The following is a 14359-nucleotide window of genomic DNA, read 5'->3' as shown; positions in this document are numbered from 1 at the left end:
CCGTTCAGGACGCCGACGGACTCCATGGTCCGCCGACCTGCGGCGGAGCAGGGTGGAGGTACAAGAGCGCAGCTCGGGACGAGGACAAGGACGGCGTCGATGGCCACGGAGTACGGACAGGGGTACGGGTTCGGCAGTGGGTCAGGGTCCCCCGGGAGCACCGAACGACGGCACCGGTTGCCGGCCGCGCTGCGGGCGCCGGTGGAGGGCCGCACCTGGCGCGAGTTCGCTCATGTGCTGCTCAGCCTGCCGGTCGGCATCCTGATGTTCACCTACGCGGTCACGATGGTGTCGCTGGGGGCGGGCCTGCTGGTCACGTTCCTCGGCGTACCGGTGCTGGCGGCGGCGCTCGCCGGGTGCCGGGGCCTCGGGGCGCTGGAGCGGGCGCGGGCGCGGGCGCTGCTGGGCCTGGAGGTGGGCGAGCCGGAGCCGCTGCGGATGGCCAAGCCGGGTGCGATGGCGTGGATGGGGGCCGTCCTCAAGAGCGGCGTCTCGTGGCGGGCCCTGCTGTACGCGGTGGTGCACCTGCCCTGGGCGGTGTTCTCGTTCGTCGTCGCCTTGCAGGTGTGGGTGCTGGGGTGGGGGCTGCTGACGTACCCGCTGTGGTTCTGGGCGGTCCCGATGGACGCCGGCTCGGACGGGCTCCAGCTGTACGCCGACGAGACGCACCGGATCCACCTTGACAACCCCTTCGAGATCACGGTGACCGCGCTGGTGGGGTTGCTGTTCACGATCGCCGCGCCGTGGCTCGTGCGGGCGCTGACGACGGTGGACCGGCTGTTGGTGCACGGGCTGCTCGGGCCTTCGCGGCTGGCCTCGCGGGTGGTGGAGCTGGAGTCGGACCGGGGAGTGGTGGTCGACACCGCGGCGGCCGATCTGCGGCGTATCGAGCGGGATCTGCACGATGGGGCGCAGGCCCGGCTGGTGGCGCTGGCCATGGATCTCGGGCTGGCGAAGGAGAAGCTCCAGGAGGACCCGCGGGCGGCCGCGCAGATGGTGGACGAGGCGCACGGCGAGGTGAAGACGGCGCTGCAGGAGCTGCGGGACCTGGCACGCGGTATCCACCCTGCGGTCCTGACCGACCGGGGCCTGGACGCGGCCCTGTCGGCGGTCGCCTCGCGCTGCACGGTGCCGGTGCAGGTCGAGGTCGACCTGGCGGAGCGGCCGGCGCCGGCGATCGAGGGGATCGCGTACTTCACGGTGTCGGAGCTGCTGCAGAACATCAGCAAGCACGCGCGGGCCACCTGGGCCGCTGTGGAGGTGTGGCGGGCGGAGAACCGGCTGATGCTGCAGGTCGTGGACAACGGCGTGGGCGGGGCCGACGCGTCCCGGGGGTCCGGGCTGGCGGGGCTGGTGGACCGGCTCGAGGCAGTGGACGGGATCCTGGTGGTGGACTCGCCGGCGGGTGGGCCGACGCGGGTGACGGCGGAGCTGCCGTGGCGGGGAGCTCATGTGCGGTGACCTCCGGGCCGGGGTGTGATGCCGGGCTCCGCCCCGGTGCCCCCGCAAGGAGGCTCCGCCCCCCTGCGCCGGTGTCACCGCCAGGGGGCGCCGCCCCCTGGCCCCCGGCCTTCGCGCACCCACCAGCCGACACGGTTCGACAGGAAGCAGGGCCCCCTCTCGATTCCCTCGGGTAAGAAAGCGCTCCTGCCCCCAACCACCCCCCGACCCTGAAATGCTGGACCTGTCGAACGGGTGGGCGCGCAGCCGTTGTGGGCTGTGGACGGGCGGCATGGGCTTGTGGGGGCCGGACATCGTGGAGGACAGGGTGCGGGTGGTCATCGCCGAGGATTCAGTGCTGCTCAGGGAGGGCCTGACCCGGCTGCTGACCGACCGCGGGCACGACGTCGTCGCCGGTGTGGGTGACGGCGAGGCACTGATCAAGACCATCACGGAGTTCGACGCGCAGGGCGAGCTGCCGGACGTGGTCGTGGCGGACGTGCGGATGCCGCCGACGCACACCGACGAGGGGGTGCGGGCGGCGGTGCAGCTGCGCAAGGCGCACCCGGGCCTCGGGGTGCTGGTGCTGTCGCAGTACGTGGAGGAGCGCTACGCCACGGAGCTGCTCGCGGGGTCCAGCCGGGGTGTCGGTTACCTGCTGAAGGACCGGGTCGCCGAGGTGCGGGAGTTCGTGGACGCGGTGGTCCGGGTGGCGCAGGGCGGCACGGCGCTCGACCCGGAGGTGGTCGCGCAGCTGCTGGGCCGCAGCCGCAAGCAGGACGTGCTGGCGGGGCTCACCCCGAGGGAGCGTGAGGTGCTCGGGCTGATGGCCGAGGGGCGGACGAACTCGGCGATCGCACGGCAGCTCGTGGTCAGCGACGGGGCGGTCGAGAAGCACGTCAGCAACATCTTCCTCAAGCTGGGGCTGTCCCCGAGCGAGGGCGACCACCGCAGAGTCCTGGCCGTGCTGACGTATCTGAACTCCTGACGTTCACGATCCCTGACCCCGGAAACCCGGACAAAGGTGGACGCATAGCCATACCGAAGTCGTGTCCAAGATGCGAATGACCCGAAGAACGCGACCCTTGCGGTCGTAGGGTTGATCCTGGGAAGGCCTGCGGGAAGGCCTGTCCCGGACAGCGTCCTCGAGGGAGGTCCAGTTCAGTGACCAGCCAGGTCAGTAGCCCGGAGCAGGCCGACGAAACAGTCGCGGGAGAGCAGCGCAAAGCGGTGGGCGCGAAGGACGTGCGTCGCCTCGACCGGGTGATCATCAGGTTCGCGGGGGACTCGGGTGACGGTATGCAGCTCACCGGTGACCGTTTCACCTCGGAGACGGCGTCGTTCGGCAACGACCTGTCGACACTGCCGAACTTCCCGGCCGAGATCAGGGCGCCCGCCGGGACCCTGCCGGGTGTGTCGTCCTTCCAGCTGCACTTCGCCGACCACGACATCCTGACGCCCGGTGACGCTCCGAACGTGCTGGTGGCGATGAACCCGGCCGCGCTGAAGGCCAACATCGGCGACCTGCCGCGTGGCGCCGAGGTGATCGTCAACACGGACGAGTTCACCAAGCGGGCGATGCAGAAGGTCGGCTACGAGACGTCCCCGCTGGAGGACGGGTCGCTGGACGGCTATCACCTGCACCCCGTGCCGCTGACCACGCTCACGGTCGAGGCGCTGAAGGAGTTCGACCTCAGCCGCAAGGAGGCCGAGCGCAGCAAGAACATGTTCGCGCTGGGGCTGCTGAGCTGGATGTACCACCGGCCCACCGAGGGCACGGAGAAGTTCCTGAAGTCGAAGTTCGCGAAGAAGCCCGACATCGCGGCGGCCAACATCGCGGCGTTCCGGGCCGGCTGGAACTTCGGCGAGACGACGGAGGACTTCGCCGTCTCCTACGAGGTCGCCCCGGCGGCCACGGCGTTCCCGCCGGGTGTGTACCGCAACATCTCCGGCAACCTCGCCCTGTCGTACGGGCTGGTCGCGGCGAGCCGGCAGGCGGATCTGCCGCTGTATCTGGGGTCGTACCCGATCACTCCGGCGTCGGACATCCTGCACGAGCTGAGCAAACACAAGAACTTCGGCGTGCGGACCTTCCAGGCGGAGGACGAGATCGCCGGCATCGGGGCCGCGCTGGGCGCGGCCTTCGGTGGTTCGCTGGCCGTGACCACGACGAGCGGTCCGGGTGTGGCGCTGAAGTCGGAGACGATCGGTCTCGCGGTCTCGCTGGAGCTGCCGCTGCTGATCGTGGACATCCAGCGCGGCGGTCCGTCGACGGGTCTGCCCACCAAGACCGAGCAGGCGGACCTGCTGCAGGCGATGTACGGGCGCAACGGCGAGGCTCCGGTGCCGGTGGTCGCGCCGCGCACCCCGGCGGACTGCTTCGACGCCGCGCTGGAGGCGGCGCGGATCGCGCTGACGTACCGCACGCCGGTGTTCCTGCTGTCCGACGGCTACCTGGCCAACGGCTCCGAGCCCTGGCGGATCCCGGACGTCGAGGAGCTGCCGGACCTGCGGGTGCAGTTCGCCCAGGGGCCGAACCACACGCTCGACGACGGCTCCGAGGTGTTCTGGCCGTACAAGCGGGACCCGCAGACGCTGGCCCGCCCGTGGGCGATCCCGGGCACGCCGGGTCTGGAGCACCGCATCGGCGGCATCGAGAAGCAGGACGGCACGGGCAACATCTCCTACGACCCGGCCAACCACGACTTCATGGTGCGCACCCGGCAGGCGAAGATCGACGGCATCGACGTCCCGGACATCGAGGTGGACGACCCCTACCGGGCGAAGACACTGGTCCTTGGGTGGGGCTCGACCTACGGGCCGATCACGGCGGCGGTGCGGCGGCTGCGCCGGGCCGGGGAGTCCGTCGCGCAGGCGCATCTGCGCCATCTCAACCCCTTCCCGCGGAATCTGGGTTCCGTGCTGGAGCGTTACGACAAGGTGGTGATCCCCGAGATGAACCTCGGGCAGCTCGCCACGCTCATCCGGGCGAGGTACCTGGTCGACGCCCACTCGTACACCCAGGTCAACGGCATGCCGTTCAAGGCGGAGCAGCTCGCCGCGGCTCTGAAGGAGGCCATCGATGGCTGAGACGTCCACGCACGGCACGGGCACCGTCGAGGCGCTTTCCCTCGTCCCCAAGGCCGAGGGCAGGCAGTCGATGAAGGACTTCAAGTCCGACCAGGAAGTGCGCTGGTGCCCGGGCTGCGGCGACTACGCCATCCTCGCCGCGGTGCAGGGCTTCATGCCGGAGCTGGGGCTGGCGAAGGAGAACATCGTCTTCGTCTCGGGAATCGGCTGCTCCTCGCGCTTCCCGTACTACATGAACACCTACGGGATGCACTCCATCCACGGCCGCGCCCCGGCCATCGCCACGGGCCTGGCGAGCTCCCGCCGGGATCTGTCGGTGTGGGTCGTCACCGGTGACGGAGACGCGCTGTCCATCGGCGGCAACCATCTGATCCACGCGTTGCGCCGCAACGTCAATCTCAAGATCCTGCTTTTCAACAACCGGATCTACGGTCTGACCAAGGGGCAGTACTCGCCGACCTCCGAGGTCGGGAAGATCACGAAGTCGACGCCGATGGGTTCGCTGGACGCGCCGTTCAACCCGGTGTCGCTGGCGATCGGCGCGGAGGCGTCCTTCGTGGCGCGGACGGTGGACTCGGACCGCAAGCACCTGACGGAGGTGCTGCGCCAGGCCTCCGCCCACCAGGGCACGGCGCTGATCGAGATCTACCAGAACTGCAACATCTTCAACGACGGCGCCTTCGACGTCGTGAAGGACAAGCAACGGGCCGAGGAGGCCGTGATCCGCCTGGAGCACGGCAAGCCGATCCGGTTCGGGGCCGACCAGGCGAAGGGTGTGGTCCGGGATCCGCAGACCGGTGATCTGAGGGTGGTCGCGGTGACGCCGGAGAACGAGGACCGGGTACTCGTCCACGACGCGCACTCCCCGTCCCCGACCACGGCGTTCGCGCTGTCCCGCCTCGCCGATCCGGACACCCTGCACCACACCCCGATCGGTGTCCTGCGCTCGGTCGAGCGGCCCGTCTACGACACGCAGATGGCCGACCAGCTCGACGCCGCGATCGAGCAGCACGGCAAGGGTGACCTGGGCGCGCTGCTGGCGGGCGGCGACACCTGGACGGTCGTGGGCTGACCTTTCCGTAACGCCCACGGGGCCCGGGACCGCTAGGAGGCGGCCCGGGCCTCGTCGTACGTCTGCCGCGCCTTCACCACGTCGTCCATGCGGTCGCGCGTCCACTGCGACAGGGCCCGCACCTGCTCGGCGGCCTCGCGGCCCAGAGCGGTGAGGGAGTAGTCGACGCGCGGCGGGATGACGGGCTTGGCGTCGCGGTGGACGAGTCCGTCCCGCTCCAGGGTCTGGAGGGTCTGCGTGAGCATCTTCTCGCTGACGCCCCGGCCGCCGTATCCGCTGATCGTCCGGCGCAGCTCGCTGAACCGGTACGGGCGGTCCAGGAGCTCGATCAGCACGAGCACGCCCCAGCGGCTGGTCACGTGTTCCAGGACCAGCCGGTACGGGCACAGGGCTTCGTTGTCACTTACCGTCATGCCAGTACCTTACTTCAAAGTGGGCACTTTCCAGGAGTTAGCGCATCTCCTAGGGTTAGTGCCAACGCACCCCACAAGGAGAGTCCCCACCATGAGCATCGTCGTCACCGGAGCCACCGGACACCTCGGCCGTCACGTCGTGGAGCAGCTGCTGGAGAAGGTCCCGGCCGACCGGATCACCGCGGTCGTGCGCAACGCGGACAAGGCCGCCGACTTCGCCGACCGCGGTGTGCGGATCGCCCTCGCCGACTACAACGACCCCGCCTCGTACGACGGGCTCTTCTCCGCCGGTGACAAGGTGCTGCTGATCTCCGGCAACGAGTTCGACAAGGGCCGTGTGCAGCAGCACAAGGTCGTCATCGACGCCGCCAAGGCCGCGGGTGTCGCCCTGCTCGCCTACACCAGCGCCCCGGGCACCCTGACCGCCGCGCTCGCCGACGACCACCGCGGCACCGAGGAGATCCTGCTGGACTCCGGAGTGCCCTACGCGCTGCTGCGCAACGGCTGGTACCACGAGAACTACACCGAGAACCTCGCCCCGGTGCTGGAGCACAACGCGGTCGTCGCCGCGGCCGGCGAGGGCAAGCTCTCCTCCGCCTCCCGCGCCGACTACGCCGCTGCCGCCGTCGCCGTGCTGACCGGCGAGGGGCACGAGAACAAGACGTACGAGCTGGGCGGCGACACCCCGTGGAGCTTCGCCGAGTACGCGGCGGAACTGAGCCGCCAGACCGGCAAGGAGATCGCCTACAGCGCCGTCTCCCCCGAGGCCCTCGTCGGCATCCTCACCGGGGCGGGTCTGCCCGAGCCGTTCGCCCGCATCCTCGCCGGTGTGGACGTCTCCATCGAGAAGGGCGAACTGGTCGTCTCCAGCGGTGACCTGTCCCGCCTGACCGGCCGTCCGACCACCCCGCTCTCCGAGGCCATCGCCACGGCGCTCAAGGGCTGAACTCCCCCGGCGGGCCCTTGAGCCGCCCCACCCCCGGATGTCATGACCGTATGCCGATACGGGCATGACATCCGGGGGCGCTCGGCGTTACCGTCGTGAACGCGGACGCACGCCAGGCGCGAAGGAGGGGCTGTGACCGGCAAGCCGAGGGGTGAGCGGCACATAGGACTGCTGAACGGCTTCGCGGCCTACGGGATGTGGGGGCTGGTCCCCCTGTTCTGGCCCCTGCTGAAGCCGGCCGGTGCGGCGGAGATCCTGGCCCACCGGATGGTGTGGTCGCTGGTCTTCGTGGGCGCGGCCCTGCTCGTGATGCGCCGCTGGGCCTGGGCCGGTGAGCTGCTGCGGCAGCCGCGCAAACTGGCGCTGATCACGGTCGCCGCGGCGGTCATCACCGTCAACTGGGGCCTGTACATCTGGTCCGTGAACTCCGGGCACGTCGTCGAGGCCTCGCTCGGGTACTTCATCAACCCGCTGGTCACCATCGCGATGGGGGTGCTGCTGCTCAAGGAGCGGCTGCGGCCGGCCCAGTGGGCGGCGGTCGGGACCGGCGTCGTCGCGGTCGTCGTGCTGACCGTCGGTTACGGCCGGCCCCCGTGGATATCGCTCTGTCTCGCGTTCTCCTTCGCCACCTACGGGCTGGTGAAGAAGAAGGTAGGCCTCGGCGGCATCGAGTCGCTGGCCGCCGAGACCGCGGTCCAGTTCCTGCCCGCGCTCGGATTCCTGGTCTGGCTGAGCGCGCGGGGCGACTCCACCTTCGCGACCGAGGGCACGGGGCACGCGGCGCTGCTCGCCTCGGCCGGCATCGTCACCGCGCTCCCCCTGGTCTGCTTCGGCGCGGCCGCCATCCGCGTGCCGCTGTCCACCATCGGCCTGCTCCAGTACTCGACGCCGGTGCTGCAGTTCCTGCTCGGCATCCTCTACTTCCACGAGGAGATGCCGCCGGAGCGCTGGGCCGGGTTCGCGCTGGTGTGGCTTGCGTTGACGCTGCTCACGTGGGACGCGTTGCGCGCCGCCCGCCGGGCCTCCCGGACGCCCGCCGGCGAGCTCGGCGTGCCGAGCACCACGAGCGCGACGGGCACGGCCGGTGCCGCGCGGAACACCGAGAGCGTGACCTCCGGACCGGACCCGGTGGACGCCAGGCCGTAGGCCGCGGGCGCTACGGCGTCGCAGGAGCGTGGCGGGTCCGGTGCACCCGCGCCTTCTCGCGGTTCCCGCAGTGTTCCATCGCGCACCAGCGGCGGCGGCCCGGGCGGGAGGTGTCGACGAAGAGCAGGAAGCAGTTGTGCGCGCCGCACTCCCTGATGCGGTCGGCGTGGGGCCCGGTGAACAGGTCGATCGCGTCGCGGGCGACGGTCGCGAGCAGGTGGGTGCCGGTGGCGCCGGGGGCCCAGGAGCGGGTGCCGCCGGGATCGATGCGGGCGACGAGCGGGGGCGCGGACGCGGCGGCGTTGACCACGTCCAGATGGGCTGCCCGCAGGGGGCGGCCGTGGGCGCGGTCCGCGGCGAGCAGGAACACGGCGTCGCGCAGGGTGCGGGCCCGCTCCAGCTCCGCCACCGACACGCTGAGGTCGAGCCCCTCCGGCAGTCGGCTGCGTCCGGCCCAGGTGACCAGGTCGTCGGGTTCGTGCAGCACTTCCCAGCGGGCGAAGGCCCCCGGGCCGCCCGTCGTCGTCAGCTCCAGGCACAGGGTGCCGGGGTCGAAGCGATAGGGCTTGCCCCCGCCCGAGACCAGCATCAGGCCCGGCGTCCGATCCGGCGTTTCCCCTGCACGTCCGCTCACCTAACCAGTATAAGTGGTTACATGACGCAGACACCCGCATCATCACCCGCTCCCGTGCACTGGAAACTCGTCATCGACGCCAACGACCCGCACGCTCAGGCCGACTTCTGGGCCGCCGCCCTGGGGTACGAGGTCGAGGACAACAGCGCCCTGATCGGGAAGCTGCTCGGTTTCGGCGCCCTGCCCGAGGAGGCCACGGTCGAGTTCCACGGCCGCCGCGCCTTCAAGGACCTCGTCGCCGTACGGCACCCCGAGGACCCGTTCGAGGAGGAGAGCGGGACCGGGCTGGGGCGGCGGCTGCTGTTCCAGCGGGTGCCGGAGGCGAAGACGGTCAAGAACCGGCTGCATCTCGATCTGCACCCGGGCGAGGGGCGGCGTGACGAGGAGGTCGCACGGCTGGAGGGGCTCGGGGCCGGTGCGCTGCGGCGGGTGCGGGAGCAGGGCGGCGAGTGGGTCGTGATGGCGGACCCGGAGGGGAACGAGTTCTGCGTGCAATGACCTGCGCGGTGGAGGCCGGTGCTCCGTAACTCCCTGGCCGAATACGGACCTTGACGCAGAGTCAGTAACAGCTTCACCATCCAGGCACCCCATTCACTGTGGGCGGCCCGTGGACACCCCACGGGCCTCCTGACGGAATCCGGAGCCCCCACATGAAGCTCTCCGTTTCCGCGCGCGCCGTCGCCGCGGGCGGCATGGCAACAGCCATGCTCCTGACCGGCGGTGCCGTGGCGGACGCCGCGTCATCCGCTCCCTCCAGATCCGCCGCCGCGCCGGACATACCCGTGGCGAACGTCAAGACCCACCTGTCCCAGCTGCAGTCCATAGCCACCGCCAACGGCGGCAACCGGGCGCACGGCCGGGCCGGTTACAAGGCCTCGCTCGACTACATCAAGGCGAAGCTGGACGCGGCCGGGTACACCACCACGATCCAGCAGTTCACCGCCTCCAGCCGCACCGGCTACAACCTGATCGCCGACTGGCCGGGCGGCGACGCGAACCAGGTCGTGATGGCCGGCTCGCACCTCGACAGCGTCACCTCCGGGCCGGGCATCAACGACAACGGCTCCGGCTCGGCCGCCGTCCTGGAGACCGCCCTGGCCGTGTCCCGGGCGCAGTACAAGCCCACCAAGCACCTGCGGTTCGCCTGGTGGGGAGCGGAGGAGCTCGGCCTGGTCGGCTCCCGCTACTACGTCAACCGGCTGGCCACCGGCGACCGTTCGAGGATCAGCGCCTATCTGAACTTCGACATGATCGGCTCCCCGAACCCCGGCTACTTCGTCTACGACGACGACCCGGCGATCGAGAAGACCTTCAAGGACTACTTCGGCGGCATCGGCGTCCCGACCGAGATCGAGACCGAGGGCGACGGCCGCTCCGACCACGCGCCGTTCAAGAGCGCGGGGGTGCCGGTGGGCGGCCTGTTCACCGGGGCCAGCCGGACGAAGACGGCGGCGCAGGCCGCCAAGTGGGGCGGCACGGCCGGGCAGTCCTTCGACCGCTGCTACCACTCCTCCTGCGACACCACCGCCAACATCAACGACACCGCCCTGAACCGCAACAGCGACGCCCTCGCGTACGCGGTGTGGGGGCTGTCGGAGTAACCCCGGGGCAGCGCCTACTGGTTGCGGGCGGCGCGTGCGGTGAGGCGGCCCATGCGGGCGCGGGCCGACTCCAGCTGCTCGACCTCTTCGGCGGCGGGGCCGTCCTCGGCGGCGAGCTCCGTCCACAGGCCGATCAGGTCCCGCCCGAGCTCCAGCCCGAGCACCGGGTCGCGCACCGCCCGCCAGGCGGTGGCCGCGCTCTCCACGTTGCCGTAGGCGGCCTCCGCGTCGCCGGCCCGGCGGTGGGCACCGGCCAGGTCGAGCGACAGGTGGAAGGCGCGGAGCGGGTCACCGGCCAAGTAGGCGATGTACGCCGTGAGTTCGCTGAGCCGGAGCACCTCGGGGTGCTCCGGCCCCAGCGTTTCCGACGCCTGTACGAGGGTCTGCTCCGCCAGGCCCGCGGCCTCTTCGATCCTGCCCTCCTTGACCGCCTCGTTGATCCGTGCGATCGGCTCCGCGAGGAGCGCGGGCGCGGTGGAATCGCCCGGGGCGGTGAGGGGTTCGTCCCCGAGCACGGCCTCCGCGACGGCGTCGAAGCCTCGGGGAGGGGTGGGCTTGGGGTCGGGGTCGGCGGCGATCAGGGCGTCTTCCGGGACCGGTGCGGGTCGCGGAGCCGACGGCACTTCGGGGACGGGGAGCGGCCGCGCGTCCATGGGCGGGGGCGGGCCGAACGCACCGGTGGGTGCGGCGACGGTGCCGGGCGGCATCGCCGCACCCGGGGCCGGGGGCGCGTCTTCCGGCGCGGGTTGCGCCACCGGGCCCGCGGCCGGGGGCGCGTCTTCCGGCGCGGGTTGCGCCGACTCCGGTACGGCTCGCAGTTCGAACGTCGGTACCGGTTCCTCGGGCGGCTGCGGTTCGGGCACGGCTCGCAGCCGGAACGTCGGAGCCGATCCACGGCCGGAGTCCGGCACGGGACGCAGCACGTGCGTGGCGCTGTCGCCGGGCGGATGCGGCGGCGCCGGCGGCGGGGTCGCGGCACCGCTGCTCCGGTCGTGCTGCGGCTCGTGAGCGGTCAGCGCGTCGGCGCTTCCGGAGCGCTGCCGCTCAGGTGGGGTCGTGGCGACCGGCTCGGACGTGAAGTGGCTGGAGCCGTCCGGGTCGACCTGGAGCGGGACGACGTAGCCGATGCGCTCGTCGCGGATCGTCGCGAGGACGGGATGGCCGGTGGCGAGGGCGATGTGGTGGAGGCGGTTCAGGACGGCTCGCTGGATCTCCTCGCCGGGAGCCGCGAAGACCGGGACCCCGCCGACGGAGGCGCCGTCGGACGCCCCACCGGCTCCCCCGCCCACGTCCGTGCCGGCCTCCGGGACATGGACGTCGATCGGCGCCGCCGGGGTCGCCGCGTGCGCGGCCTGCTTCTGTTCCCGCTTCTTCTCGCGGCTGAGTCGCGACATCGTCCCCTCACTCGGCGTCGTACACCTACTGTCGAGTGTGTCCGCTCGCCCCCGTTTCTCACGTCACCACGGTGTCACAGGCTCGTCCCAAGGGCCGCCGGCCCCGGCGCGGCCGAACGGGGGCGGCATGAGAACCAGACCCACGAGGGAGGAGAGGGGCATGCACACAGGCATGCGAAAGGGGCCCGAGATCTGGCTGCGCGGCCCGGTGAAGAGCCCCCAGCCGGGGTCGCCGGAGCCCCCGCACGCCCATGCCGCGGCACGGCGTTTCTCCTGGGTCGGCACACACGGCGGCGCGGGCGTCTCCACCCTCGCCGCGGTCTACGGCGGTCATGACAGCGGCCGGTCCTGGCCCGGGCCCGGCGATCCCCCGTCGGTGCTGCTGGTCGCGCGGACCCATGCGGCGGGGCTCGACACGGTCGCCGGGGTGGTGGAGATCTTCCGGCGTGGCCAGGCCCCGCCGGGGCTCGACCTGGACGCCGTCGTGCTCGTGGCGGACGCCCCGGGCCGGCTGCCGCGCCCGCTCGCACAGCGGGTCCGGTCGCTGGAGTCGGTGATCGACGTGTACCGCGTGCCGTGGGTGGCGTCCTGGCGGCTCGGCGAGCCGGGCCACCCGCCGCGCGAGACGCAGGCCCTGGCCCGGCTGACGGGAGCGGCACGCTGACGGGCGTCCCCGGGCCGGCCGCACCCCTGTCTCCCCTACCGCTGTCGGACGAACCGCTGTCGGACGTACCGCTGTCGGCCGGCGAGATCGCGGCGGGCGTACGGGCCCGGGACCTGCGCGCGGCGGACGTGGTCGCGGCGGCTCTGGCCCGGATCGAGCGGGCTGATCCGCACCTGTGCGCGTTCGTCGAGGTGTGGGGCGAGGAGGCGTTGCGGCGGGCCGGTGAGGTGGACGCTCTGCTCGACCGGCCGGGCCCGGGTCCGGCCCTGCCGTTGGCCGGTGTGCCGATCGCGGTGAAGGGGCGGAACGGGCTGCGTGGGGCGGGATCGCTGCTCGCGGCCGGTTGCGTGGCTGTGGGGGCCACGTCCGTGCCCGGGCCGGGGACGCCCTGGCAGACGTGGGGGCTCGGGGCTCGGGGCCGGACCGTCAATCCGTGGCGGGCCGACCGTACGCCGGGCGGCTCGTCGGCCGGGGCCGCGGTGGCCGTCGCCGCAGGGCTGGTACCGCTGGCGACGGGCGGCGACGGAGCAGGATCGGTGCGGATCCCGGCGGCGTGGTGCGGGGTGCTCGGCCTGAAGACGACCAGCGGGCGGCTGCCGTCGGCCGACCGTACGGGGCTCGCCGTACCGGGGGTGCTCGCCCGCTCGGCGGTGGACGCCGGGCTGTGGTGGGCGGTGGTGTCCGAGGAGCCGGTGCCGGCCGAGGCCGCCCTTCCCCTCACCGCCGTCTGGTCGCCCGACCTGGGGTTCGCCGGACCCGACCCGGAGCCCGTGGCGCTGGCCCGGGCTGCCGTGGCACGGCTCGAGGCGGCAGGGGTCGTTCGCCTCGTACGGCCGCGGGTGCCGCTCCGGCTGACGGACCCCGGGCCGGCCTGGCTCGCCCTGCGCACTGCCGGTGCGGCTCCGTCCGGGGGCGATTGGGCCAGGCTTGGTCTGGCCGGGGCGGAGGAGGTCCGGGCAGAGAACGACCGGCGGCTGGCCGAGGTCTTCGGGGAAGCCGAGCTGTTGCTGACCCCGACGGCCCCCACCTCCCCGCATGGCCACGAGGGGCCTGGGGAGCGCTACTCCACCTCTCTCACCTGGGCGTTCAACCTCAGCGGGCACCCTGCGCTGAGTCTGTCCGCGGGGTTCGGCGGCGATGGCTGCCCGGCCGGACTCCAGGTGGTGGCCCCACACGGGCGGGAGGCGCTGCTGCTGGCCGTGGCACGGGCGGCGGAGACGCGCGTCAAGGGGGGCTCTCTCCCCCCGGGCGGAGATCCTCCTGCACGCCCCCGGCGGACACCCCCTGGCGCATTTACTTGCGCACGCATATGATGCATGCGCGTGTAATTGACGTACGCCGACTTCCCAGAGGGGCACCCCATGACCCGCCGTTTCCTTTTCGTCCTGGGCAGCGCTCGCGCCGAGGGCAACTCCGAGCTGCTCGCCCGCCGGGCCGCCGAGCAACTGCCCCCGGACGTCGAGCAGGAGTGGCTCGACCTCACCGAGTTCCCCGTGCCGGACTTCGAGGACCTGCGACACGACAGCGACCACGTCCGCCCGACCGAGGGCAACGTGGCCCGGCTGCTCGACGCCACGCTCGCGGCGACGGACATCGTGATCGTCTCGCCGCTGTACTGGTACTCGGTCTCCGCGCAGACCAAGCGGTACCTGGACTACTGGTCGGGCTGGCTGCGCACGCCCGGCCTCGACTTCAAGGCGACCCTGGCCGGCCGCACCCTGTGGGGCGTCACCGCCCTCGCGCACACGCAGGAGGTGGTCGCCGACCCGCTCGTCGGGACGCTCCACAACTCGGCGGCGTACATGGGGATGCGCTTCGGCGGGGTGCTGCTCGGCAACGGCAGCAAGCCGGGTGACGTGCTGAACGACGACGCGGCCCTGACCCGCGCCAAGACCTTCTTCGCGCAGGAGGCACCCCTGGCCAGGTTCCTGTACGAGGACTGAGCGCCGGGTCCGTGGC

Annotated in this window: 14 protein-coding genes; 11 read left to right on the top strand and 3 right to left on the bottom strand. The window is 72.0% G+C overall.

What is annotated here, in order from left to right; all coding sequences use genetic code 11:
- Window positions 1-99: 99 nt before the first annotated feature.
- From AB0B29_RS05525 to AB0B29_RS05510, 4 genes are all read left to right on the top strand, one after another.
- A complete protein-coding gene (locus AB0B29_RS05525) occupies window positions 100-1461 on the top strand; it encodes a sensor histidine kinase (protein ID WP_362234378.1) in 1362 nt (453 codons plus the stop codon).
- Between the two features lie 271 nt (window positions 1462-1732).
- Window positions 1733-2428 carry a response regulator transcription factor gene (locus tag AB0B29_RS05520; protein ID WP_362234375.1) on the top strand — a complete coding sequence of 232 codons (696 nt, stop codon included), beginning with the start codon at window positions 1733-1735 and terminating at the stop codon, window positions 2426-2428.
- Between the two features lie 176 nt (window positions 2429-2604).
- Window positions 2605-4530, top strand: a complete 1926-nt coding sequence (locus AB0B29_RS05515) for a 2-oxoacid:acceptor oxidoreductase subunit alpha (protein ID WP_362234372.1) — start codon at window positions 2605-2607, stop codon at window positions 4528-4530.
- Window positions 4523-5602 (top strand): 2-oxoacid:ferredoxin oxidoreductase subunit beta, encoded by a 1080-nt coding sequence (locus AB0B29_RS05510; protein ID WP_362234369.1) that lies wholly within the window; start codon window positions 4523-4525, stop codon window positions 5600-5602. The genes AB0B29_RS05515 and AB0B29_RS05510 overlap by 8 nt, the downstream gene beginning before the upstream one ends.
- 32 nt (window positions 5603-5634) lie before the next feature.
- Here the strand turns inward: AB0B29_RS05510 and AB0B29_RS05505 are convergent, their stop codons facing one another.
- Window positions 5635-6015: a winged helix-turn-helix transcriptional regulator gene (locus tag AB0B29_RS05505; RefSeq protein ID WP_362234367.1), complete on the bottom strand. Its 381-nt coding sequence runs from the start codon at window positions 6013-6015 to the stop codon at window positions 5635-5637.
- A gap of 91 nt (window positions 6016-6106) precedes the next feature.
- Between AB0B29_RS05505 and AB0B29_RS05500 the strand changes: the two genes are divergently transcribed.
- Together AB0B29_RS05500 and rarD are read left to right on the top strand one after the other, a co-directional pair.
- Window positions 6107-6961 carry an SDR family oxidoreductase gene (locus AB0B29_RS05500; RefSeq protein WP_362234364.1) on the top strand — a complete coding sequence of 285 codons (855 nt, stop codon included), beginning with the start codon at window positions 6107-6109 and terminating at the stop codon, window positions 6959-6961.
- A 132-nt stretch (window positions 6962-7093) separates the two neighbouring features.
- Window positions 7094-8107, top strand: a complete 1014-nt coding sequence (gene rarD, locus AB0B29_RS05495; RefSeq protein ID WP_362234362.1) for an EamA family transporter RarD — start codon at window positions 7094-7096, stop codon at window positions 8105-8107.
- Window positions 8108-8117: 10 nt separating this feature from the next.
- Here the strand turns inward: rarD and AB0B29_RS05490 are convergent, their stop codons facing one another.
- Window positions 8118-8696, bottom strand: coding sequence for a CGNR zinc finger domain-containing protein (locus AB0B29_RS05490; protein WP_362235635.1), 579 nt, complete (start codon window positions 8694-8696; stop codon window positions 8118-8120).
- 66 nt (window positions 8697-8762) lie between these two features.
- Between AB0B29_RS05490 and AB0B29_RS05485 the strand changes: the two genes are divergently transcribed.
- Together AB0B29_RS05485 and AB0B29_RS05480 are read left to right on the top strand one after the other, a co-directional pair.
- Complete coding sequence (locus AB0B29_RS05485; RefSeq protein ID WP_362234359.1) at window positions 8763-9239, top strand: VOC family protein; 477 nt, start codon at window positions 8763-8765, stop codon at window positions 9237-9239.
- Between the two features lie 152 nt (window positions 9240-9391).
- Window positions 9392-10342 carry a M28 family metallopeptidase gene (locus tag AB0B29_RS05480; RefSeq protein WP_362234356.1) on the top strand — a complete coding sequence of 317 codons (951 nt, stop codon included), beginning with the start codon at window positions 9392-9394 and terminating at the stop codon, window positions 10340-10342.
- A gap of 14 nt (window positions 10343-10356) precedes the next feature.
- On the opposite strand, the gene AB0B29_RS05475 is transcribed toward AB0B29_RS05480, so the two are convergent.
- A complete protein-coding gene (locus tag AB0B29_RS05475) occupies window positions 10357-11736 on the bottom strand; it encodes a tetratricopeptide repeat protein (RefSeq protein ID WP_362234353.1) in 1380 nt (459 codons plus the stop codon).
- Between the two features lie 160 nt (window positions 11737-11896).
- On the opposite strand from AB0B29_RS05475, the gene AB0B29_RS05470 reads away from it, so the two are divergent.
- The 3 genes from AB0B29_RS05470 (at window position 11897) to AB0B29_RS05460 (ending at window position 14343) form a co-directional block, all read left to right on the top strand.
- Complete coding sequence (locus AB0B29_RS05470; protein ID WP_362234351.1) at window positions 11897-12400, top strand: DUF6668 family protein; 504 nt, start codon at window positions 11897-11899, stop codon at window positions 12398-12400.
- Window positions 12401-12471: 71 nt separating this feature from the next.
- Window positions 12472-13713 carry an amidase family protein gene (locus tag AB0B29_RS05465; protein ID WP_436845805.1) on the top strand — a complete coding sequence of 414 codons (1242 nt, stop codon included), beginning with the start codon at window positions 12472-12474 and terminating at the stop codon, window positions 13711-13713.
- A 48-nt stretch (window positions 13714-13761) separates the two neighbouring features.
- Window positions 13762-14343, top strand: coding sequence for a flavodoxin family protein (locus AB0B29_RS05460; RefSeq protein ID WP_362234348.1), 582 nt, complete (start codon window positions 13762-13764; stop codon window positions 14341-14343).
- Window positions 14344-14359: the final 16 nt, after the last annotated feature.

Source organism: Streptomyces tibetensis, assembly GCF_040647715.1.
GTDB lineage: Bacteria > Actinomycetota > Actinomycetes > Streptomycetales > Streptomycetaceae > Streptomyces > Streptomyces tibetensis_A.
Note: the sequence above shows the minus strand (reverse complement) of the source record. Positions and strands in the feature narration are given on the sequence as shown.